Raw genomic sequence first — 23,040 nt, 5'->3', positions numbered from 1 at the left:
ATACTGCAACTAGTCTTACTAAGATGCTGTGCAACCCGTTTGATTAACCTCCTTTTTATTCCATATTTATTAATATAAGCGGAAACAATCAGATTCTATCATTGTCCTAATTTTTTCATATGCATAAACTAAAGCTTATACCGTGAAAAGTTTAGATCTTTTGTAGTTGGAAATAAACGAAATTAAATAAGCTGCTTCCGGTAGAGTACCGGAAACAGCTTATTGGCTAGATCATTTTATCATTGCCTACGAAATGGAGTCTTAACTTAAAAGAGAATAACCTTCCCGCCGTTTACTCACCACGACTCACACGAAAGCCTTGATCAGGTCCCATGCCATTTGCGTCGAACTTGCCTTGAAAAGATATCTCGTTGTTGGTGATGTTGCCGATCCAACCGCCGCCCTTCACAACCCGGTAATATCCGACATCGCTTCCCCTATCCCCATACCAGTTCCAACACCATTCCCTTACATTCCCTGACATATCATAAAGTCCTAACTCGTTGGGCTGTTTGACACCAACATTTTTTGTTTTATTATTGTTGTTTTCAATGATAGGCCAGTTCCATTCTCCCGATAAGTATTTATCTCCAGCGTTTTTCCAATACCATGCTACCTCATCTGCATTATTGCTTCCACTGTAGGTGTAACTCTTGCTTAATTGACCTCCACCTGCAGCATATTCCCACTCTGCTTCTGTCGGTAATCGATAACCATTAGCACCTTTATTGATCGTTACGGTCCATTTTATATTATCGTTTTCGCTCTTATTATTTGTATCTATTTTATTCTTATCTATATTGTAATAGGGTGTTAAACCCTCTTTTATACTCCGCTTATTACAGTACTCAACAACGTCATACCAGCTAACCATTTCAACCGGCAAATTGTCGCCCTTGAATTCTGAGGGATTACTTTCCATTACCTCAATCCATTCTTTTTGAGTTACCTCATATTTACCGATATAAAAGTTCGATAGGGTTGCACCATTGTAGTTGGACTTTGTGTCTATAAAAGTCCCTCCCTTTACAAATACATTGTCATTACTCGTTTCAGGCTTTTCTTGTGAGCAAGCGCTGATAACAACTATTGTTGCTATGAATAGGAAACTCAATAGTTTTCTCATTGATTTATCTCCTTTGAACGGATAGGAACATAATAAGTCGTTAGTAGTATGTAAGTCTTCTTTCGGAATAAATAAGGCCGCCGGTTGTGAGACCGGCAGTCCTTAGTATTATCATCGATTAAGAGGCTACAGTTTACCTGTTACCACACCGTTACGTTAGAGCTCCCACTACTTTGATATCCTTCAGTAGCTAACACTTGGTAAGCCCAACTACTTCCCAAATTCATTCCATATTTCTTCCATGCATTAACGTGATTGCTAAAAGTGATAGCAACATTACTCCCAGTTGCTCTCTTCGACTGTCTTACACTCCAGAACTGAGTGAAAGTTGCAGTGCCGTCAATAGAAGGTGCGTTGGTTCGGGTAGTCGTATAGATGTCATATGTGCCACCATCACTGGTTACGGTACCTTTAAATGTTCCAGTTGGTCTATAAGTGCCCCAGCTATCAACGACGTAATATTCTATGAGTGAGTTTCTCGTCCACCCATAGAGTGTCAAATATCCATTACCGGAAGGCGCCCAGACTCCGGCATTGTAGTTTATTGTCCTTGTTGGTGATCCGGTATTCCAGCCTTTACCGACAACAAAGTTCCCGGTGTTTGACCATGTAACACTGTAATTCCCACCGGATCCATTCGTAGCATTTACTGTTCCTCCACCATCAGTCCAATTTTGCCAATAATCTGTCGCTGCATTTGTAGTTGCTGCAAACAAGCTAAAGCTCATAGTAGCTGCGAAGAATACAGTCAAGATTTTCTTATTCATCTTAAACATAATCTACCTCCTAAGATTTTTTTGATTACATACTACTTGACTGACCTCTAGTATTCCAAGCAATCGTCTGTGGTTTTCTTTGTTGTTTGGTAAAACTCCCGAGATCACCACATCCTTCCATTTATATAATTGTAAGCGATTTCAAATAGAAGTTTATCATAGCTTACGCACAATTTAATCTGTTCAAATTAAAGGTTTTACCCCAAAAAGTATTGTTCTTTTGTGGTTATAAATGGAAATATAAAGAAATTACAGACAAAAAAAGAGGACTTAGCGTCCCCCTTTTACTTGTCATATATCAGATTAATTATGTTCATTACAAGCCCCTCCACAATACTATAATATTTTAACAAAAAATTACTGAACATGTATTTCTGATTTGATATCATGTTGACTTAAAAATTTCATTAAATCATTACTCAGCTGCACAATCTCATTGTTAGCATTATTCGCATAATCCGGCAACATCATATCCCTAACCATTTTAGTTCGTAGCCATCTCATAAAGAAAAGGTCCAAAAATAAGTTTGGAAATTTAAGCACCATTTTAAGCATTGGAGGATCAATTGAAACGCCAGCTTTTTGTATTGCCCTTAGATACGCTTTTAAAGTGAATGTTATTTCACGTGCCGTCTTTCTAGTTCTGGCTGTTTTTTTGTCAATGATCTTATTCTCAGAATGCAAAAAGCTCAACATGGCAATGTCTGATACGGAATGTGTGATTAGATACGCTTGCATATCTTTTTTAATAACGTAGGGAAGCTTTGCAGTTTTAAATAATTTTGCAAGGTTTTCTATGCGCTCTGTCACTACACCATTAATTTCTCCAAATGCAGTTGCCGCTATAAACTTTGGTAGAAATCGAGCATGCAATACTCCATCTTTAATCTGTCCGCCGAAGCCGGGAAAAGCTGGTAAAAGTCTATCCCCTACGATATCCAGCCACGAAGAAAATCCAATTGAATTACTAGTCATCGTAACTATATTTTTGCTTTGATTATCTTTTAGCGCTAACAACGCTGCTTCGGACCGATCATAACGAACGGTAACGAAAATAAAATCGTATACATCGTCATTTTCGAGCGTATCAATGACATTCACTTGTATCGATCTAACTGTACCTTTTTCTATATACTGCAGGCCATTTTCTCTTAATGATTTATATCTATTCGAATGTGCAAACAAGCTAACGTCAAACCCAGCTTCAATAAGCTTAATTGCGTACATGCTCCCGATGACACCTGCACCAAAAATTAAAATTCTATCTTGTTTTGCTGACATATAAACCACCCCTACTTATTAATATTCCCTTTTGATTATCCGACAACATGTTGTATGATGTGATTATAAATCTTCATTATTCCTTGATCAACCATCAGTTTTTTATGATTTGTCGGATGATATTCTTATTCACTAATAGGAGGGAAACATGAAAAAGCAACCCCAAATAACGGAGAAAACAAAACAAAAGTTTGTAGAAGTTTTTTGTGAGTTATATAGCCAAAAGCCGATTGAGAAAATCTCGGTTCAGGAAATTTCGAATAAGTCAGGATATAACCGCAGTACCTTTTATCAATACTTTACTGACATTTACGAATTGTTAGACTCTGTTGAAAATGACTTATTGAATGAAATGAAAAAAGAATTGGCGAATAAAGAGCTATCGATGCATATGGTTCAAGATACGCTCTATTGTCTGGACAAAAAAGAACATCTCCTGGTTCTAAACGCCCTTTTGGGTGATTATGGAAGTGCCAGTTTTTTAAAACGCTTAAAAAAAGAAATCACTTTGGATCAATTAGAATTAAACGTTCCGCAAAACCATTCCTTAACGCCATACTTCATTGAGTTTTACCTGACAACTTCCCTTTCTTTATTTCGTCTTTGGCTTCAGCGTCAAAAGGATTTATCGTCAGAAGAATTTTTCAAGTTAGTAGAGAACCTATATTCAAGAGGGATTACACCCTATTTTAAAGAATGAGTCTGTTATTCAAACCAAATCCTCATAAGGGTCCGCATTCTGGTTTAAGAATTATTCTTCGGTAAAGAAAATCGAGACCATTCAATTGGATAAAAAAAACCATTGATCTAGTTGACTAGATCAGTGGTTTTCTATTTTTTTTGTAGATTTTTATATAATATACCTCTTTCCAAAACTCCATAACAGAAGACAATAAATCCCTAAATGATCACATATAATGGAAGTTTGTTTAACGATATACTTTTATGTAAGCGTTAACATTCTGTTGAAGGAGGTGGCCCATAGTCGTGTATGCTCGTATCATCACTCTTATGAATAATCTAAGACTCAGAACGAAATTATTTCTGTCATTTGGCTGTGTTGTTCTAATCCCGGTCTTAATTGTAGGGCTGTTCCTTACAAATGAACTACGGAATATGGCAATGGCTAATGCGCTTGAGCAGATTACAGCCAACGTGGATCGTGTGAAAAAACGGACTGGCGAAATGCTCAACATCCCGCTTGATATTGCTTATCGCCTATCGAATGATAGCCGCCTTGAAGAAGTTGCCAATCATCGTTATGAGTCTGTCTATGATGTTGTTGAAGCTTACTGGAACTATCCTGATTTCCGTGATTTTGTTCGACTATACAACGAAGTTTCCAGTATCCGCTTATATATCGATAATCCAACGGTTCTTAACAACTGGGAGTTTCTACAGACGAATGAGAGTGTTACGCAGGAACAATGGTACCAAACCGCACTAGCCCAAAGGGGACTGGTCTGTTGGAATTATATTCGAGACAACCGTAATGGACAATATTATTTAAGTCTAATCCGAAAGGTCAATTTTTTTAAGGCGAGAACCACCGGTGTGCTAGTCGTGAATGTGAATACCAAAAAGCTCAATGCGATCCTCAACCAAGAATCTTTTGAAACTCTTATTATGGATGAGAACGACAATATTGTCGCCTCAAATCGTGTAGATACACAAGATAAATCACTGTCGAATATTGACCTAGCAACCTTATCCGCTACAGGGCAAGGTCCCCACGATGTAACCATTGATGGCAAACCCTTCAAAATGGTGATCGATCACTGGCAACCTGGAGGAAGCTTGAATAGCCTGCGTATCATTTCCATTTTTTCTGTAGCAAGCATCGTCGATGAGCCCAACCGAATTATCTTTCTAGCTTCAATTGTAATTCTTTCAGCAATGATTATGGCTATTCTCTTGATTTACTATGTCTCACGGCTACTCACCGGAAGGATGCTACATTTGAGCAAACATATTTCTAAGGTCGCTGCGGGAAATTTAGGAGCCACGCTTGTTATTGACGGTAAAGATGAAATCGGTCAGCTTGCCAGACAATTCAATCATATGGTTCTGAACATTAATGAACTAATGAGTGAGGTACAAGAATCTAATCGACAGAAAAATGCGACTCAGCTTAAGCAAAATGAAATTAAATTCAAGATGATGGCCAGCCAGATCAATCCTCACTTCCTCTTCAATGCCCTAGAATCAATCCGCATGAAAGCTCTTGTCAGAGGACAAGCGGATATTTCTCAAGTCGTTCGACTGCTGGGAAAAATGATGCGTAAAAACCTTGAGGTCGGCAATGGGAGGATCAGTCTGCAAAGTGAGCTAGAAACCGTAAACAGTTACCTAGTCATCCAAAAATTCCGCTATGATGACAGACTCACTTATGAGCTACTTGTGGACCCAAAGGCGAATCCTTTTCAAATTCCCCCTTTAATTATTCAGCCACTGGTAGAGAATTGTGTCATCCACGGATTGGAGAATCGAATTGAAGGCGGCATGGTTCGGGTGGAAATCCGCTTAGAAGACAGTTATCTAAAGGTTCAGGTATCTGACAATGGAGTGGGTATTTCAAAAACACGGATACAAGAAATTAGGAAGATGTTGAATAACAATGATGACTATGAAACTAATAATATTGGGATGCGCAATATTCATTTGCGGCTGCAGCTGACCTACGGTCCACAATTTGGGCTGACCTTAGCAAGTCAAATCGGATTCGGAACGCAAATCAGCTTTGCGATTCCATTAAGGAGTGATTCTTATGTATAGCGTGTTGATAGTGGATGATGAGCTGGCGATCCGTGAAGGACTAGTTGCTCTGCTAGACTGGGAGAGTCTTGGATATCAAGTCATCGATTCCGCCGCAAATGCCATTGAGGCTAAACATAAATATGAACTTTACTCCCCTGATTTAATGATCGTAGATATCCGTATGCCCGGTAGAGATGGTCTAGAACTTGTTGAAGAACTGAGAGCACTTGATCCGGAAATGCACATCATCATCCTCAGTGGCTATGCGGATTTTAACTATGCTAAGCGAGCGTTATCCTTTGGCATTGATACCTATTTGCTCAAGCCTGTAGATGAAGATGAACTACAGCTATACTTGGAGAATCTGTCCATTGAGCAGGATGTACGTAATACTGATCGTAAGAAACAGGCCGCAGTCAAAGTATGGAACCGGGAGATGCTAGTTCAATCCTTGTTAATGGATCGAAGTGCGCAGACTCCGTCAATAATGGAGGCAACCGTTCTTGAAGCAGAATTACTATGGGATTCCTATCAAGTGGTTCTGATTAGGCTGATACTTCAGGACAATGCGGATCATGGACCTTCAACAGTCGTAAAGGCGAGACTTGCAAAAAGCTTTGAAGAAAATGACTGGGGCATAGTATTCTTGCTAGATTCTTATTTGGGGGTTCTGCTTCAGCCCTCATTTCAGAAAGAACTTGTACATAAGTTAATGGTCCAGAATATACAGCAAGTAGTATTTGACCATGAACTTGAATGTATCATCACCGCAGGTGATATGGTGAACTCTCTGGAGGATATCTCCGTCTCCCACCTATCGGCGCTGGCAAGGATGAAAGAGCATTTCTTCTATGACGAGACGGGGATGATTGGACCGGATTCCATGAAAATAAAGAATGGGCTGACAGTTAGTCCAGAGGAAATAGAGAATAGGCTGGAGTCCGTTTTAGAACGGATGTTTTTTTGTATGGATATCGGCAGTTGCGCGTTACTCTTCACCCTGATTCAAGAAGCTGGAGAACTTATGATTACCGCCGATTATTCCGAGATGGCCGTGAAATCGCGTTATGTGCGTATCGTCTCTTATCTACTCAACAAACTCTCGTTTCAATATAAGGAGCTGAGTCCTCTGCACAGCAACATGGATGAGCAAATTGAACAAATCTATAAACATACCTCTCTGCCTCAATTGCAGCGCTATGCCTCCACTCTTCTTGAGTATTATGCAAAAGGCATTACCCGCGACGATATGGAGGTCTTCCTAAAGCGGATGCTGGACCTCATCCATCGACATTATAATAAGAATCTTAAGCTCGACACGCTAGCGGATGTATTTAGTTATAGTAGCGCTTATCTAGGGAAGCTTTTTAAGAACAGCACGGGGTATTCCTTTAACAGCTATCTAGATAATGTCCGCATGGAGAAGGCCAAGGAACTGCTTACTCAAGGCTACAAAATCCATCAGGTCGCAAACGAAGTGGGCATCAGTGATGTAGATTATTTTCGTGAAAAATTCAAGAAGCATGAAGGTGTCTCTCCCTCCGACTACCGCAGAAAGAATTGAAAAAGACTCAACATTTTTCAGAAAACGCTTACGAAAATAACAGATATACCCCTGTTTTTTATATAAAATATTCGGGTGTTTCTTTCACTTTCTGTAGATTATGATTATGGCATATCGAAGGAGGGACATAAATGAAAGCGATTACCTCAAAAGCTCAACCGGAGCTGAAGAAGCCTGTTTCACGCTTTTGGCCAACTTTTATACAGCAGAAATACCTCTATATGATGGCCTTCCCATTTGTGCTCTGGGCATTTGTATTTAATTATTTTCCTTTATGGGGCTGGACGATGGCTTTTCAGAAATACAAACCCGGGAAATCCTTTTTCGATCAAAAATGGGTCGGCTTACAGTACTTCAGAGAGCTTTTTCAAGATGATCAATTCTTTAATGCACTTCGCAACACACTCGCTATGAGCATCATGGGCTTGTTGGCTGGATTCATTATTCCCATCATTTTTGCTATCCTTCTGAACGAGCTACGGCTTCAGTTTCTGAAACGGTTTGTACAGACAGTCTCCTATCTCCCCCACTTCGTATCTTGGGTGGTTGCTGCCGGAATTATTACCAAGATGCTCTCTACCGATAACGGTGCGGTAAACGACCTGCTGCTAAGTCTTCATCTAATTAGTGAACCTATACAATTCATGGCTAAAGGTCATTTATTCTGGGGGATCGTCACAGCTTCTGATGTTTGGAAGGAAACCGGGTGGAACACAATCATTTACCTTGCAGCTATCTCAGGTATAGGTCCAGAGCTTTATGAAGCAGCAAGAGTAGACGGTGCAAGTCGCCTGCAGCAAGTACGAAACATTACACTTCCAGGTATTCAGACAACCATCATTATTCTCCTCATTATTTCCATCGGGCATTTAATTAGCATTGGGTTCGAGAAGCAGTTCCTGCTAGGCAATAACCTGGTGCGCGACTACTCACAGACGCTGGATCTCTACTCATTGAACTACGGGCTCGGCATGGGCCGCTTCTCCTTCGGTACAGCCATTAATATCTTCAATTCTGTGGTAAGTGTGATTCTGCTGTTTGTCGCCAACGGGATATTCAAAAAAATAACAAAAGAAAGCATCATATAGGAGGCCCTTATGCTAAGTAAAAAACTGGCCGCCGTGTCATGGTCGGACCGCATATTCGATCTGGTAGTCTATATTGCGATCACTGTAGTGACCATAGTTACGCTATATCCTTTTCTGAATGTGTTGGCAATTTCCTTTAACGACTCCACAGACAGCATTAAGGGTGGAATTACGATATATCCACGCGTCTTCACTATTAAGAACTATGAGACGATCTTCGCCTATTCCGGGCTGATGACCGGACTCAAAATCTCTATATTACGTACGGTGATTGGCACGATTCTTGGGTTGGTTAGTGCCTCCATGTTAGCTTTCACTCTGAGTCGGGTAGACTTCCAAGCCCGAAAGTTCGTCTCTACATTTCTCGCGCTTACGATGTATGTCTCAGGTGGTCTCATCCCTGGCTACATCCTGATTAAAGATCTTCATATGATAGGAACCTTTGGCGTGTATGTCCTCCCCGGTCTAGTCAGCGCATTTAATGTATTTGTCATCCGTTCCTTTATCGATGGCTTGCCCTATGCGCTGCAGGAATCCGCTAAGTTGGACGGGGCTAATGACTTCACGATTTATTGGCGGGTTATTCTTCCGCTGACCAAACCTGCGCTGGCAACCATCGCTCTCTTCCTCGCCGTTGGCCAATGGAATTCATGGCTTGATACTTATCTTTACAATGGTTCCAAGGATGCGTTGACTACCCTCCAGTTCGAGCTAATGAAGGTCATACAGAGTACGACAACTAATGCAGACAATTTCCGAGGTCGCAATATGACAGAGGTTATGGCACAAATTTCTCCGGAATCAGTCAAAATGGCAATCACGATCGTAGTCACAGTGCCTATTCTAATCGTCTATCCATTTTTGCAGCGCTACTTTGTTAAAGGTATGACTTTGGGTTCAGTAAAGAGTTAGTACGGTAATGGTATAAGCAGGCTCAGCCTGTATACACAATACATTTTTGACCAGAAAAAGGGAGGGTTTCTATTCATGACAAGAAATACAGTAAAATCGCATGTGATGTTGATGGTCTTGACTTTACTAATTAGTGTGCTGGCAGGTTGTAGCGGATCAAGCAACAAAACAGCAGATAACAACGAAGGAACTAAACCAACGAATGAAGTTAGTGCCACTGCAGAGGCTACCGCGGAAGCAACTGCACAAGCCGAAGATTTAAGCCCGCTTACACTCTCCTTCTTCGCTGAAGATCCAAATCCGAACTGGAACAATATGAAAGACGACATCAGTAAAGTGATTACAGAGAAAACAGGCGTCACACTCGATGCGGAATTTGCGGTAGGTGATCCACAACAAAAAATCGCCTTAATCGCTGCTGGTGGTGATTATCCGGATATCATCTCTGCCAAAGCTGATATCGGTAAACTTGTAGATGCTGGAGCAGTCATCGATTTAACGGAGTTAATCGACAAGTATGCACCAAATATTAAACGTGTGCTTGGTGACAACCTTGCCCGGGCAAAATACACGAATGAAGACCAATCGATTTATGCCATTCCTACCTGGGCAGCGGTTGATGAGAAGAAATTCGTGGCTGGCGGTGGATTTGAGCTTCAACATCGCGTCTTGAAGGAAGCCGGATACCCTGAAATCAGAACAGTCACCGATTATGAGAATGTAATTAAAGCCTATCTTGAGAAACATCCAACTGATGAGAACGGCAACAAGAACATCGGAGTCTCCCTTAACGCGGATGATTGGCATATGTACATTTCCGTCACTAACCCTGCTGTTGCAACGACAGGCGGTTCGGATGACGGGGAATATTACGTAGATCAACAGACACATGAGGCGATCTACCACTTTCGCCGTCCGGAGGAGAAAGAGTATTTCCGCTGGCTGAATCATATGAATGATATCGGATTGCTAGACAAAGAGAGCTTCGTGCAAAAGTATGACCAGTACAAAGCTAAAGTAGCCACAGGACGTGTGCTTGGCTTGATTGATCAAGATTGGGATTATAATGATGCTCAACAAGCGTTGAAAACGGCAGGAAAGTTCGATCAAACTTATGGTCATTATCCGGTAACATTAACGAAAGAATACAAGGAAACTAGCTTCTGGCCTACCGGCTTCATGGGTGGTTATGGCATCTCGATCTCCAGCACAAATCCGGATCCGATTCGTACAATTAAGTTCCTGGATTTTCTCGCTTCTGACGAAGGACAAATCTTGAATAACTGGGGAATTGAAGGTAAGCATTATGTGGTAGAGAACGGCAAACGGATCGTTCCGACAGATGTACAAGATCGCATCAACAATGACAACACAGCCTTCACCAAGGAGACAGGAATCGGCTTCTACTGGAATATGATGGTTCATTACGGAGACGGCGCTAAGGATGCAAGTGGAAATTATTACACTAAAAACTTCCCGGAACAACTTGTACTTGGGTATAGCGATGTTGAGAAAGAAACTTTAGCTGCCTACAAGGCAACCACTTGGAAGGATCTATTCCCGAAAGAAGAAGAATTCACTGAAAAGGCCTATGGTGCAGCATGGAATATCGCGATTCCAGGTGAAGATGAGGTCACCATTTTAGGTAACAAAATGAGAGATATTACATGGAAACGTATTCCGGAAGCCATTCTTGCCAAACCAGCAGATTTCGATAAAATCTGGGCTGACTACATGGCAGCTTTGGAGAAAGCCGGAGTAGAAAAAATGGAAAAAGGCTATACCAAATATGTGCAGGATCGTGTTGCCTTATGGAGCGCTAAATAATAACACTTTGAGCCGAGCGGATATCCGCTCGGCTCTTTACGTTTTGCACTGCTCAATTCTCCAGAATAAATCACCTCAAAGAATGGCATTATAAGGTAGACGGTGGGTCCGGTTTATTTAGGAGGATGAGGAAAATCAAAACAAATATTACGTTTATTCAATCCATCATGATTATTATGCTGAGTACAGGCCTTCTAAATCATGTCATTATCATCCCCATCCTATTGGACGCGGCAAAACGTGACGCCTGGATCTCAGTGCTGCTTGCTGGGGCATGTGCGCTAGTTTGGATCTTTATCCTGCACATTAGTACTACAAAAATCAAAAAACAGCATCTTTTCGCTTGGCTGGCTAAAGCTTACCCTCCTATCGTGAGCCGTATACTTGCGGTAGTCGCTAGTGTATATTTGTTTGTCTTATGCATGATTACAACTAGAGACACTGTATACTGGGTGCATCTGACCTTCTCACCAGAGACACCTATACTGGTCCTTACGTTCGTATTACTTTTGATTTCTGTGATAAATGCTTATTTAGGTATTCACTCCCTCGCGAATACCGCTGCTATTTTGCTGCCTTTTGTTATTATATTGGGTTTTTTTATAATGTTCTCTAATACAACTCATAAAGATTATTCCTTATTAAGACCGATGCTTGAGCACGGTATGCAGCCCGTTTGGAAAGGGAGCGTGTACGTAGGAGCAGGTTTTGTTGAGGTCATCATGCTTTTCTTTATGCAACATCACATCAAATCGCGATTGTCATATCTATCGTTTATGATCATGATCCTGCTTATCTTAGGTCTAACCATGGGTCCGATAATTGGTGCAATTGTTGAATTTGGTCCGGATGAGGCTGATAAACTCAGATTTCCCGCGTATGAAGAATGGAGATTGCTGACGATTGGACGATACATTGAGCATCTAGATTTTTTTAGCGTTTATCAATGGTTCAGTGGTGCTTTTCTGAGAATTTCTCTAACAATGTTTCTAATTCTCGATATACTCCAAATTCAAAGCAAAAAAGTGAAAATGTTGGTTCTTGGAAGCATTTCTTTTGCTATTGTAGTGTTCACAGCCATTCCATTTAGTGATCAATTTTTTCTGAGTATGTTAGCTCACTATGTACTTCCTTTTTCTTTATGGGGGGTACTCGCTTTTTCTGTAATTATTGCAGGGCTGATTAGCTTGGCTCAACGAAAGGGGAAAGCAACATCATGAAAGAGCCTGAGCAAAAGGAATCCAATACGTTCGAGGATGTGTTCACACGAGTATTTGGTTCAAGTTCAGACATTAAGAGACTAACTATCTCTTTGTCTGACTCGGACAATGCCGTTCAACTGGTGTATTGCCAGGGGTTGTGCGATGAAATCAAAGTGGAAGAATATATCATCCCGGAATTAAAAAAGATCCCGGAATCTATTCTCACATCACGTGAACTCGATCTTATGCAAAAGGTTCCGTTTCACATGACCCCCCTTCCATCAAAAGAGATTAATGCTTCAATGATTGATACTGTGCTTAATGGTGATCTTTTCCTTCTTTTTACGCCATCGAATCAATACTATGTTGTGAAATTGGCTGATCCACCTAAACGGCAACCTGAAGAACCCAATACAGAAGTGTCCACAAGAGGGCCTAAGGATGGTTTTACGGAAGAATCATTTACCAATATTGCCCTTATTCGAAAAAGACTTAAGACCGAATTATTGGCTGTTGAACAATTCAGTATTGGAATCCAAACCGCGACTGAAGTTCATCTTTTATATCTCAAGGAAACGATTAAACCTCATGTACTAGATGAGATCAAGTCAAAACTAACCAACATTCAAATCCAGGGATTGGTGAGTAGCACCCAGCTTGAAGAAAGTCTGACTGGGTTTTCATTTTTTCCATTATTCGCATATACGGGCAGACCTGACTATGCTGCGAATTCACTGCTTCATGGCAAATTTGTGCTTTTGACGAATGGTTCGCCTACTGTGATTATAGCGCCAGTGAGCTTTAGCTTCTTGTTGAATACTTCGGAAGATGCACATATGGTAAATATCTTTGTTGCTTTTACTAGGTTATTAAGAGTCCTAGGGGTTATGCTTTCCTTGTTTTTGCCGGGCTTTTGGATCGCGCTTACTACGTTTCATCAAGATCAAATCCCCTTTACGCTGCTTGCAACGCTAGTAAATTCGAGACAAGGCGTGCCTCTTCCGGCTCCCTTGGAGGCGATTGTGATGCTCATTTTGTTTGAGATTTTTCGGGAAGCAGGGATGAGATTACCTACTGCTTATGGCCAGACCTTATCGGTAGTTGGAGGTTTAATTATCGGTCAGGCAGCCATTAGCGCCGGCATTGCAGGTCCAGGTACGATTGTGGTAATAGCCATTTCAGTATTGGCTACCTTTACATTGGTCAACCAGTCATTAGTTAGCGTTGTTAGCTTGCTTCGAATTGCTATTCTCATCATTAGCGGGTTTCTGGGGTTGTTTGGTACGATGACATGTCTGCTTGCACTGATCCTCTTTATGGTCAATCTACGTTCTTTCGGCACCTACTATCTTTCCCCTCTATCCCCGCCTCACTGGAAGGATTTTTATAAAGTTATTTTCAGAATGCCGTGGGGAAAGGGAAAATTCACGGACAATACGGGAAATAAAGGACGAGAGCGATCATGAAATTGATCCGATGCATGCTTGTTACTGCTCTGCTCTCCATGCTGCTTACAGGTTGTTGGGGATCAAAAGAAATTGAGCATATGATCTATGTGAATACATTAGGCGTCGATTATGTAGATAACAAAGTCGTTGTTTATATTCAAATGGTTAACTTTAGTGGCATTGCGAAAAAAGAGGCGGGGCAGAGCCAAGAACAAAAAACCTTCATAGGGAAAGCAGAAGGAGATTCGTTTGATGCGGCAATATTTAATTTATATGCCACTAGTCCACAAAGAATTATCTGGAGTAATGTGAAAACAATCGTATTTAGTGAAGCAGCGCTAAAGAAGGGTAGCGTCATCAATCAAGTATTGGACGTTTGGGATCGATATTATGAATTTCGATATACCGTTTGGACCATGGCAACCAACGATCCTATGGAAGAAGTGCTGACTACCCCGTCGATCGCCGATCTGTCAGTGATCTACTCGCAGCTTAACAGTCCCATGCGAACCTATGAACAGAGCTCGGTTGTCGCTCCGTTGTATCTGTACAAGTTTATATGGAAATGGAGAGAGAAAGCCGAAACGGTTCGATTACCTTTTCTTGAAATTGCGCCAGACTGGACCAGTAATAAGGAACCTTCCCCTAACATTAGCATGACGGGGATCTGCTTTCTGCAAAATGAGCAATTTCGTGGTTGCCTGAAGTCTAAAGAGATATTAGGGGTTCGATGGCTGGAAAAAAAGACGCAACGAACGCCTCTGATAATCAAAGATGACAAAGAAGTACTTGCTGTGATCGTCATGAACAAAGTTAAATTCTCTATTAAACCCAAGATGAAGCATGGCAAACCTATTTTCGATATTAAAGTGTCTATGCAGGGCACTCTTCCGGAATTGAGCGCAAACCTTAATCGAAAAGATATTGAACTGAAAGCGATAAAAGTAATTGATGATCAGATTAGGGAAACTTACTTGAAAGGTTTAGAAATAAATGCCGATGTATATGGACTCTCAGGAATATTCTATCGTAATCTTCCAAAAGAGTGGAACAAACTGAATGATAAAGGAATCTTACCGCTCGATTCAAGCAGCATCGAAAAGATTGATATCAAGGTGAATCTGATCAGTGGTGGGATATCTAAGATTGAGTAAACTCAGATGAAATGATCAACTAAAGGCTGATGAACAACTTTTAATTACTAAAAGTTGTTCATCAGCCTTTTTACTTGAAATGATTAAACGACAGGTTTCGCACGCACAGTATAATTCTTCCTGTATATGTAACTTTCTTCTCAATAGTTATTTTTAGTGCCTTCACATCGCTCCCTCAGAAGGAGGAATTCATAGTCACAACGAATAAACAGTATATCAAATTCTTTCTAAACTATTGGGAGGGCTAATATGCTGTATGTTAAGGATATTTTACTGCAATTATTGTTTGCCCTAACCCCTTTTGTCCTTTATACCATTTACTATCGTGACAAAGCCGAAAACTATTCAAAACAATTTATTACGATTGCTTGTATGTTTTGCCTTTTTATGTCGATGACCTTTCCTGTTAGTGTACAAAATGGAATCATATTCGACATTCGTTACGTGATCATGTTTTTCGGAATGGTGTATGGCGGCATAACTACTGGAGTGTTTCTTCTCGTTGAGTTTCTAGTATACCGCTTGCTTATAGGTGGCCAGGGACTATTTTCCGCGATAATTATTCTCTCCATCACTTTCTCCTTATCCGCATTGTTATCCAATCTATACCGTCGTCGTTCCGAGTACCGAAAGCTTATTACACTCATTGCAGGGATATGCTTTTCCATTATTCCAATAGGTACTATGTTTGCAACGGAATACCAATACACGATACAGCATTTAAAGTTCAATATCCTCGTTATGCCAGTACAAAATTTCCTCGGAATTTGGATATTGATTTCCCTTTTTAATAAAGCAGTTTCTGATAAGGAATTATATCTCAGGTATCTTCAAAGTGAAAAATCGGAAACGATTGCTCATGTCGCAGCCTCTCTAGCTCATGAAGTCCGTAATCCACTTACAGCCGTTATGGGATTTTTAAAATTATTGAAGGATGATTCGATCACAAGAGAAAAGAGTCAGAGATATATTGAAATTTGCCTTGAAGAGATTAAGCGGACAGAAGTTATTCTTTCTGAATATTTATCGATAGCTAAACCCAATCATTCTATGGTAGAGAAAATTGAACTTGTGCAGCAAATCTACTCAATTGTAGACATCATAACGCCGTACGCCAATATGAATAACGTTACTTTGGAGATGCACCCCTTGGAGGATAAACTATATGTATCTGCAAATCCTACTGAAATCAAACAACTATTCATAAATTTCATCAAAAACGCGATAGAAGCTTGCACTGTTCATTCAACAGGAATTGTGAGCATCCGTATTGAGCGTCAATCCCAATTCGCAAAAATAATAATAATTGATAATGGGGTTGGAATGAGCAGCGAGCAGATGGATCGACTGGGAAGCATTTATTTTTCAACTAAAAGCAAAGGTACCGGTTTGGGACTTACGCTTTCTTATCAACTGATCCGTTCGATGAACGGTGATGTAAATGTACGAAGTAAATCAGGAGAAGGAACTGAATTTATTCTCTCGATTCCATTAACTGACTGAGTACTTAGATGCTCCAACGAAACAAAAAAACTCGGCTCAAACTTATCGTTTGAACCGAGCCTATTTAATATTACTTAATTCATAAACTTCAAATATTGCAAAAGCTGTTTAATCATCAACGCTGCCTCAGCACGTGTTGCTGCGTCTTGCGGAGCAAATGTTGTTTCTGTTTTCCCTTTGATTAATCCTTTCTCTACCGCTTCTGTTACCGCTTGGGTAGCATAATCAGAGATTTGTTCCTGATCGGCAAATGGAGTCCGGATTTGAGCTTCTGCTCTATGATCTCCTTGAACGAACTGAATAGGGTTCATGATCATCACAACCATTTGCTCTCTCGTAATCCGTGAATCCGGACTAAATTCCCCTTCACCAACGCCTTGAACCAAACCAAGTTTCGCTGCTGTATTCACATCCTGTGCATACCACGCAGTTGTACTAACATCTGCAAACATATTCGTTAACGACTCCGTCGATAACCCCAGTCCTCTTACCAGTAGTGCCGCAAATTGAGCACGTGTAACTTGGCCTGCTGGTGCAAACGTCCGATCCGACATTCCGTTAATGATCAGTTTAGAGACTAAGGTTTCAACATCCTTTTGTGCCCAATGTCCAATCATATCATCGAATGTTTTCTTGTTCTGAACGATGGTGTATAGACCATTTGCATGTCCGAAGATCGAGACTACAGTCTTACCGTTTTTCACATTAAACACCGATGGCACGAAACGCATTTGTCCTGTAACCGGATTGAATAAAACAGCGGTCGCAGTCGATGGATCTTGAATAACGCGATCCATATTTATGACACGTGTCATAAACGGATTTCCGAAACGTTGAAGCTCTTCTTCTTTATCATTCGATTTAAGAATGACTTTGTACGCGATAATGTCGCTTACTCGTTTCATTCCTTTTTCTACTATGGATTGTTCAAACTTCTGCTCATGCTGTGAAGTCACATTATCCATTCGAATGATTAAGGTTGCACCCGCAACTTTAGCTGCTTTCTCAAGTTCTTCACGATTAAGATTGGCAAGCGGAAGTTCATAACTGCCTAAATGGCCTCTTAGTGTTATGATTGTGTCCTTATTTGCTTTCAAGCTGTTGTACAAGACATCCAGTGGAAGATTCACTGCATTCCATGAATTCACTCCTGGAATCTCAATATCGAGATTAGGGGTTCCTGTAGTTTTGTTAAGTGCTTCTAATTTCTTCGCTAAAGCTTCTTTATCAATGTTAATGGTCAGGCTCGTTGTTCCATTCTGTGCAGTTTCACTTTGCAGTTCTTTTCCCACTGGAACATAACGATGTGGATCTTCTTTCGCCGGTGGTGTCGTTGGATTGCCTGGATCTACGCCCGTTCCTGGACCTGTACCTGGATCAATAATTTGCATTTGACCACTTATGGTTATAACCATGTCTCCTTGGACACCAGAACCATCAACTGCTGTAGCTACCACCTTCACAGTCCCGTCTTTCACAGCTGTGAGCAAACCGGATACATCAATGGTTGCGATATCCGTTTCTGTTATACCATCCACTTCGTATACAGCCCATGTTACTGACTTATTCGTAGCATTAGCAGGTAGCACGGTAGCACCTAGTTTCAAAGTTCCATTCTTAGCAGTAATCGCGGACACATTTCCTGAGCTTGTGATGTCAATCGTTCCAACATACACTGTTTCAGTACCCGGATCGATAATGTCCGTTTGACCACTTATGGTAATATCCATTTCATCATGAACACCTGAGCCATCCGTTGCTGTAGCTACAACCTTCACGGTACCATCTTTCACAGCCGCCAGCAAACCGGATAGATCGATGGTTGCTTTGTCCGTTACTGTTATACCATCTACTTCATACACAGCCCATGTTACGGATCTATTAGCATTGGTAGGCAGCACGGTAGCGCCTAATTGGAGAGTTCCGTTCTTAGTCGTAATCACTGATGATCCACTTGTAATCGTGATCGATTGAACCATCTCATGTTTATTGATACTCTCCTCCATCACTTGCAAGGCAGCAATTAAGTCATTCGCCGCTTGCTGCAATTGCTGCTGGGTAACAGATAAGCTATCGCGCACTTTCTTCGCTTGATCAATGGCTTTTTGCAATGTTTGTTTTGAACCTTCTGGATACTGACCCTCTTCATTCCCTTCTACAGCACTATCGTGCTTACTTTGCACACTTGTAATGAGCGCTACAAGGGCTTGATAGTCCTCCTCCATCTCATTCTTCATGATGTTAATCTCTGCTGCGGAAGCCAATCCACCATGACCTTCGATAGCAGTAAGTCTCAGGTATCTACTAGCAACCGGAACGAAATCCGCGACTTTCTCAGTATTGTCTTCATCCCAGCTTCCGCTTATAACAGGTGTAAAGTTAACTCCGTCCAAACTTGTTAATATCTCATAAGAAGTAATATTTCCGTTTTGTGCCCCATTTTGTCTTGGCAAATACTTTAGTTTCGAAATGACATGCGTATTACCAAGATTAAGGGTGATCGACTGTGGCAGCGGATTAGACAAATCCCACTTCGTATGCCAGATTGTTGACGAATTACCGTCGATGGCTTGCGAAGCGTCATTATTCTCGCCGCTTGTCTCTTCACTCGTTGCCGTAGCTGTCATTTGCGATTGTGGAATCAACGACGTATCAACCGGAACCGCGCCATAAACATCAAATTCCCAGAAGCTCGCCCAACTATCGGACAACTCCGTCACTTGGATTCGAACATATCTTGCGTGTGTATTGAAATAGTCAAACTGCACTTGCTGTGAGCTTGACTTTTTCGCTACTGACACCCAGTTTACATCATCATCCGAAACCTCGATTTGATATCCATAATTCTTATTCTCCATTTCCCATTTCACCCTGGTACCCGATAAGTCATAAATCGCCCCAAGGTCAACCTTGTACCAGTGCCCAACATTACCGTCGGCTACGCTCCAACGAGTCGTTTCATTTCCATCGTTACCTGCCGAGACAGGGTTATTATTTTGCGAGCTGTCAGCGGTAGCAGGCTTATTAAGCGCAATGTTCTTAGGATCGCTGTAGACTTGAATTTCTTTGATCGCTGGCTTCTCCGTACCACTGCCCCCTGCAAGAGAATCTACAAATACTCGTACATATCTAACGCCAGTTGCCGTGTAGTTGTCTGGTCTCATATCTTGACCTGAAGCCGAGCGGCCCGCCACTTGCGACCATTCTTTACCGTTGGAGGATACCTCTAATCTGTAGGAGTAATAGATGTTATCCCTTCCCCAAAGGATTTTACTGCCTGAAAGATTGTAGGAAGCACCCAAGTCGACCTGCCACCATCCAGGTGCATTGCTGCTAGCCTCCCACCAAGTGGCATTGATTCCATCGTTTGCATTGTAAGCTTCGTTGCCAGTTACCGAACTGCTTGCACTGACGGACTTATTTAATGCGACATTCACCAACTCTGGATGCCGCGTCGCCTGATTTTGAAACGATGCTACTCCAAATACTTTTATCTCATTCAAACTAGCCTGACCTGTTTGTGCACCCGTTAACGTTACGCGCACATACCGTGCGTTAGCAACGAGCTTATCCCTTTGCAGCGCCGTTGCCGTCTTATATTGGGTTTTATCCAAAATAGTCGTCCAATATCCCTGATCTTCAGATACATCAATTTTGTACTGATTATTGGAGCTCTTATTCGCACAAACGATTTCAGATCCCGTAATGTTATAGGCTTCTCCTAAATCGACTTCCCACCATTGATCCGAGCTGCTATTTGAAGCTGTCCATCCAGCATTTTCGTCTCCATCATTGCCGTTTGTTCCTGGATTACCGCTTTGCTCGCTACTTGTTATTACAGGTTTGTTCAAAGCAACATTCTCACCTTCAAACCAGTTGTCACCTCCATCACTTCCACCAGGAACGAATACACTGTGACTTGCAATACTGGTGATTTCAGCGCTTCCAGGGAGCAATCCACTCGCTGATGCCGTTAATTTCAAAGTGCCATCCGTAAGTGAGGATTTCACGATTGCAGCGGCAACGCCACCTTCCACGGCAACAGGGTTGGCAAACGTTCGCGTTACACCATTACCGATAAGTCCCCCCGGACCGCTCAAGTTTAGGGAAACAGAAATAGAGTTTGTTGGAACAATGTTATTGTCAGCGTCCCGCACCGTAATATAAGCCATCACTAGGTCGGAACCGTCTGCAACAAGATCCTTCCCTTTCGTATCGTACTCAACAGCCAAATGATGTGGCTTTCCCGGTGTTTTCACGGTATGAGAAGCCACGATCTTGCCGTCAATCAATCCGTCAGCTCGTAATGTTCCCGCCGCCCAGGACACATTGTTGAATGTAAATGTCGGATGGGTAACATACTTTAATCCACTATCGGGACTTTGGGTAGCGATGAGTGTATCGTTCAAATAAAGCTTAACTTGCTTCGTATTACTAGCGACTGTGACATTTCTTGACGAAGATGGTGTCCAATAATTAGCGATATAGACCATCGGTCCAGATTCGACACCACTTAGCTTCACAGCAGGATTACGCTGGCTCTGGAAGAAATAATAATTAAATTTCGGATACCGATCCAGATCCACTAGGCCTGAATATGCCGGGTCAGAATCCATACCCCGGTTGTTGTCGCTAAAGCTCCAAACCGAATGTCCGGCTATACGTGAATTGGCATTGAGGCCCGCCCAGTCGAAGTAGCCTTCACCATTTAGCGCCTTTTGACGCATGATCATGGAGTTGAGCATGTCGGTTTCGCCCACTTTGCGTACCGATCGATAACCCGTTGGACTTGTCGCGCTTTCCGACCAATCGTCTCCCCATTCCCTCGTAAAGAGTGGTTTGAATGCTGTATCTAATTCTTTGTAGTTTACATCATAAACTTCTTTACCGAAGAATCCGTATTCTGCAGATGTGTACGTCTGATCTCCAGGATATTCTTCATGGGTAGCTTTATGAGCATTTTGTGCATACTCCAGCGAGTATGTCGTTTCATTCAAGCTGGACTCCCACATAATAATACTCGGATGGTTTCGATCACGGCGTACCATATCCCGAATGGCTTGATAGGAACGCTCTTGGAAGACAGAATCTCCGAAGAACTGCCAGCCTGGCGTTGGGGAGATGACAGTCAATCCAACCTCGTCTGCCGCATCAAGGAATGCTGGATCCTGTGGATAATGACCCGTTCGCACGTTATTAAAACCGCCTTCTCGAAGCTGCACAGCGTCTCTGTACTGTCCAGAATTAGGCATTGCATTGCCGACATACAAATACTCTTGGTGGCGATTTGCGCCATTTAACATTAATTTTTCTCCATTGATGAGAAAGCCTTGATCAGGTGTAAATTGAATATGACGAATCCCGATACGGGTCTTGTAGCTATCTACATAAGCAGCCCCATCATTCACAGCTGTATACACCGTATACAAATTAGGATGGTCAGGATGCCAAAGCTGTGGTTTAGATATCTTCGTCGATTGGATAAATGTATAATCGCTTCCCGCTCCTATTTTCTGTGGATCACTCACCATTGTAGCAACCACTTGATTATTGCTGTCTACAATTGTGGTTTTTACACTGGTGTTCTTAGCGATCATGTATTCATTGATGATATTTGTCTTCACCTGCACCATCGCTTCCTCTTTACTCACCTCTGGGTAAGTAACAAAGATGCCACCGTCCGCCACCTTATTTGCGTATATAGCATCGGAGACGTGTAAATTGTCCATGACATGCAGTTTAACATCTCGATAAATTCCTCCGAAATATTGAAAGTCCAAACCACTTTGCGGCTTGCCAGGTGGCGTTTGTGGGTCATCTCTGTTATCCAGCTTGACTGTAATGACGTTTGTTGCCCCCTCTAATTGAACATAGTTCGTGATGTCGAATGTAAAAGGGGTGTAGCCTCCGTGATGGTTTCCTAGATAAGTGCCGTTTATCCACACTTCAGCATTGATCATCGCACCTTCGAATTCTATAAATAGCTTCTTACCGCTGTAAGAATTGTCGAGCGTAAAATGTCTTCGATACGTTGCAAAGTCTTGATAGCTTTGATTAGAGCCGCCGCTGATCTTCGGCTCCAGACGCACACTATGAGGTAGATTGACTCCCTCCCAGCCGCTATCGTCAAAATTTGCCTCTTGGGATCCGCTTACATCTTCACGTTTGAATAACCAACCTGTGTTGAAATTTAGTTCCTCTCGATTTGTCGAATCGGATGACAGATTCAAAAAGTTATGCTCTGGGATAGCAGATAATCCCGTAATAACGCTTACATTTTCTGCTTCAGCTTTTGGAACATTTATAGGTTGCTGTACAATTAAACCTACCGTTAATAAGCTGACAATCAAACGTTTGGCTAAAGATTTGATTTTGAACAAAATCATACTCTCCTCTTTTGTT

At 41.7% G+C, this 23,040-nt stretch carries 14 protein-coding genes; 10 read left to right on the top strand and 4 right to left on the bottom strand.

Annotated features, from left to right (window positions below; translation table 11 throughout):
* Positions 1 to 292: 292 nt before the first annotated feature.
* The 3 genes from MKX60_RS20075 to MKX60_RS20065 all read right to left on the bottom strand — a co-directional run bounded on the left by MKX60_RS20075 (position 293) and on the right by MKX60_RS20065 (position 3,183).
* Positions 293 to 1,126: a formylglycine-generating enzyme family protein gene (locus MKX60_RS20075; RefSeq protein ID WP_341060774.1), complete on the bottom strand. Its 834-nt coding sequence runs from the start codon at positions 1,124 to 1,126 to the stop codon at positions 293 to 295.
* 140 nt (positions 1,127 to 1,266) lie between these two features.
* The gene (locus MKX60_RS20070; RefSeq protein WP_076121559.1) at positions 1,267 to 1,902 is read right to left on the bottom strand and encodes a glycoside hydrolase family 11 protein; all 636 of its coding nucleotides are present in this window, start codon (positions 1,900 to 1,902) and stop codon (positions 1,267 to 1,269) included.
* 357 nt (positions 1,903 to 2,259) lie between these two features.
* Complete coding sequence (locus MKX60_RS20065; protein WP_341060773.1) at positions 2,260 to 3,183, bottom strand: ketopantoate reductase family protein; 924 nt, start codon at positions 3,181 to 3,183, stop codon at positions 2,260 to 2,262.
* Positions 3,184 to 3,331: 148 nt separating this feature from the next.
* On the opposite strand from MKX60_RS20065, the gene MKX60_RS20060 reads away from it, so the two are divergent.
* The 10 genes from MKX60_RS20060 (at position 3,332) to MKX60_RS20015 (ending at position 16,638) form a co-directional block, all read left to right on the top strand.
* A complete protein-coding gene (locus tag MKX60_RS20060) occupies positions 3,332 to 3,883 on the top strand; it encodes a TetR/AcrR family transcriptional regulator (protein ID WP_341060772.1) in 552 nt (183 codons plus the stop codon).
* A gap of 287 nt (positions 3,884 to 4,170) precedes the next feature.
* Positions 4,171 to 5,958: a cache domain-containing sensor histidine kinase gene (locus tag MKX60_RS20055; protein ID WP_341060771.1), complete on the top strand. Its 1,788-nt coding sequence runs from the start codon at positions 4,171 to 4,173 to the stop codon at positions 5,956 to 5,958.
* A complete protein-coding gene (locus tag MKX60_RS20050) occupies positions 5,951 to 7,504 on the top strand; it encodes a response regulator transcription factor (protein ID WP_341060770.1) in 1,554 nt (517 codons plus the stop codon). The genes MKX60_RS20055 and MKX60_RS20050 overlap by 8 nt, the downstream gene beginning before the upstream one ends.
* Before the next feature lie 131 nt (positions 7,505 to 7,635).
* Positions 7,636 to 8,592, top strand: a complete 957-nt coding sequence (locus MKX60_RS20045; RefSeq protein ID WP_341060769.1) for an ABC transporter permease — start codon at positions 7,636 to 7,638, stop codon at positions 8,590 to 8,592.
* 9 nt (positions 8,593 to 8,601) lie between these two features.
* The gene (locus tag MKX60_RS20040) at positions 8,602 to 9,504 is read left to right on the top strand and encodes a carbohydrate ABC transporter permease (RefSeq protein WP_149644533.1); all 903 of its coding nucleotides are present in this window, start codon (positions 8,602 to 8,604) and stop codon (positions 9,502 to 9,504) included.
* A 75-nt stretch (positions 9,505 to 9,579) separates the two neighbouring features.
* Entirely contained in the window at positions 9,580 to 11,331 is a 1,752-nt protein-coding gene (locus tag MKX60_RS20035) for an ABC transporter substrate-binding protein (RefSeq protein WP_341060768.1), read from the top strand.
* A gap of 125 nt (positions 11,332 to 11,456) precedes the next feature.
* Positions 11,457 to 12,551 (top strand): GerAB/ArcD/ProY family transporter, encoded by a 1,095-nt coding sequence (locus MKX60_RS20030; protein WP_042188184.1) that lies wholly within the window; start codon positions 11,457 to 11,459, stop codon positions 12,549 to 12,551.
* Complete coding sequence (locus MKX60_RS20025) at positions 12,548 to 13,999, top strand: spore germination protein (protein WP_341060767.1); 1,452 nt, start codon at positions 12,548 to 12,550, stop codon at positions 13,997 to 13,999. The genes MKX60_RS20030 and MKX60_RS20025 overlap by 4 nt, the downstream gene beginning before the upstream one ends.
* Complete coding sequence (locus MKX60_RS20020; RefSeq protein ID WP_076287027.1) at positions 13,996 to 15,135, top strand: Ger(x)C family spore germination protein; 1,140 nt, start codon at positions 13,996 to 13,998, stop codon at positions 15,133 to 15,135. Before MKX60_RS20025 ends, MKX60_RS20020 begins: the two co-directional genes overlap by 4 nt.
* A gap of 249 nt (positions 15,136 to 15,384) precedes the next feature.
* Positions 15,385 to 16,638 (top strand): HAMP domain-containing sensor histidine kinase, encoded by a 1,254-nt coding sequence (locus MKX60_RS20015; protein WP_341060766.1) that lies wholly within the window; start codon positions 15,385 to 15,387, stop codon positions 16,636 to 16,638.
* A 74-nt stretch (positions 16,639 to 16,712) separates the two neighbouring features.
* On the opposite strand, the gene MKX60_RS20010 is transcribed toward MKX60_RS20015, so the two are convergent.
* Positions 16,713 to 23,018 carry a discoidin domain-containing protein gene (locus MKX60_RS20010; protein ID WP_341060765.1) on the bottom strand — a complete coding sequence of 2,102 codons (6,306 nt, stop codon included), beginning with the start codon at positions 23,016 to 23,018 and terminating at the stop codon, positions 16,713 to 16,715.
* Between the last annotated feature and the right edge of the window lie 22 nt (positions 23,019 to 23,040).

This window comes from Paenibacillus sp. FSL R5-0914 (assembly GCF_038004525.1).
Classification (GTDB): domain Bacteria; phylum Bacillota; class Bacilli; order Paenibacillales; family Paenibacillaceae; genus Paenibacillus_AQ.
Note: the sequence above shows the minus strand (reverse complement) of the source record. Positions and strands in the feature narration are given on the sequence as shown.

Excerpts from the sequence above, each read along its gene's own strand:
- MKX60_RS20045 (WP_341060769.1), top strand. The coding sequence starts at position 7,636 with ATGAAAGCGATTACCTCAAAAGCTCAACCGGAGCTGAAGAAGCCTGTT.
- MKX60_RS20030 (WP_042188184.1), top strand. The coding sequence starts at position 11,457 with ATGAGGAAAATCAAAACAAATATTACGTTTATTCAATCCATCATGATT.
- MKX60_RS20065 (WP_341060773.1), bottom strand. The coding sequence starts at position 3,183 with ATGTCAGCAAAACAAGATAGAATTTTAATTTTTGGTGCAGGTGTCATC.
- MKX60_RS20025 (WP_341060767.1), top strand. The coding sequence starts at position 12,548 with ATGAAAGAGCCTGAGCAAAAGGAATCCAATACGTTCGAGGATGTGTTC.
- MKX60_RS20050 (WP_341060770.1), top strand. The coding sequence starts at position 5,951 with ATGTATAGCGTGTTGATAGTGGATGATGAGCTGGCGATCCGTGAAGGA.
- MKX60_RS20075 (WP_341060774.1), bottom strand. The coding sequence starts at position 1,126 with ATGAGAAAACTATTGAGTTTCCTATTCATAGCAACAATAGTTGTTATC.
- MKX60_RS20060 (WP_341060772.1), top strand. The coding sequence starts at position 3,332 with ATGAAAAAGCAACCCCAAATAACGGAGAAAACAAAACAAAAGTTTGTA.
- MKX60_RS20015 (WP_341060766.1), top strand. The coding sequence starts at position 15,385 with ATGCTGTATGTTAAGGATATTTTACTGCAATTATTGTTTGCCCTAACC.
- MKX60_RS20070 (WP_076121559.1), bottom strand. The coding sequence starts at position 1,902 with ATGTTTAAGATGAATAAGAAAATCTTGACTGTATTCTTCGCAGCTACT.
- MKX60_RS20035 (WP_341060768.1), top strand. The coding sequence starts at position 9,580 with ATGACAAGAAATACAGTAAAATCGCATGTGATGTTGATGGTCTTGACT.
- MKX60_RS20040 (WP_149644533.1), top strand. The coding sequence starts at position 8,602 with ATGCTAAGTAAAAAACTGGCCGCCGTGTCATGGTCGGACCGCATATTC.
- MKX60_RS20020 (WP_076287027.1), top strand. The coding sequence starts at position 13,996 with ATGAAATTGATCCGATGCATGCTTGTTACTGCTCTGCTCTCCATGCTG.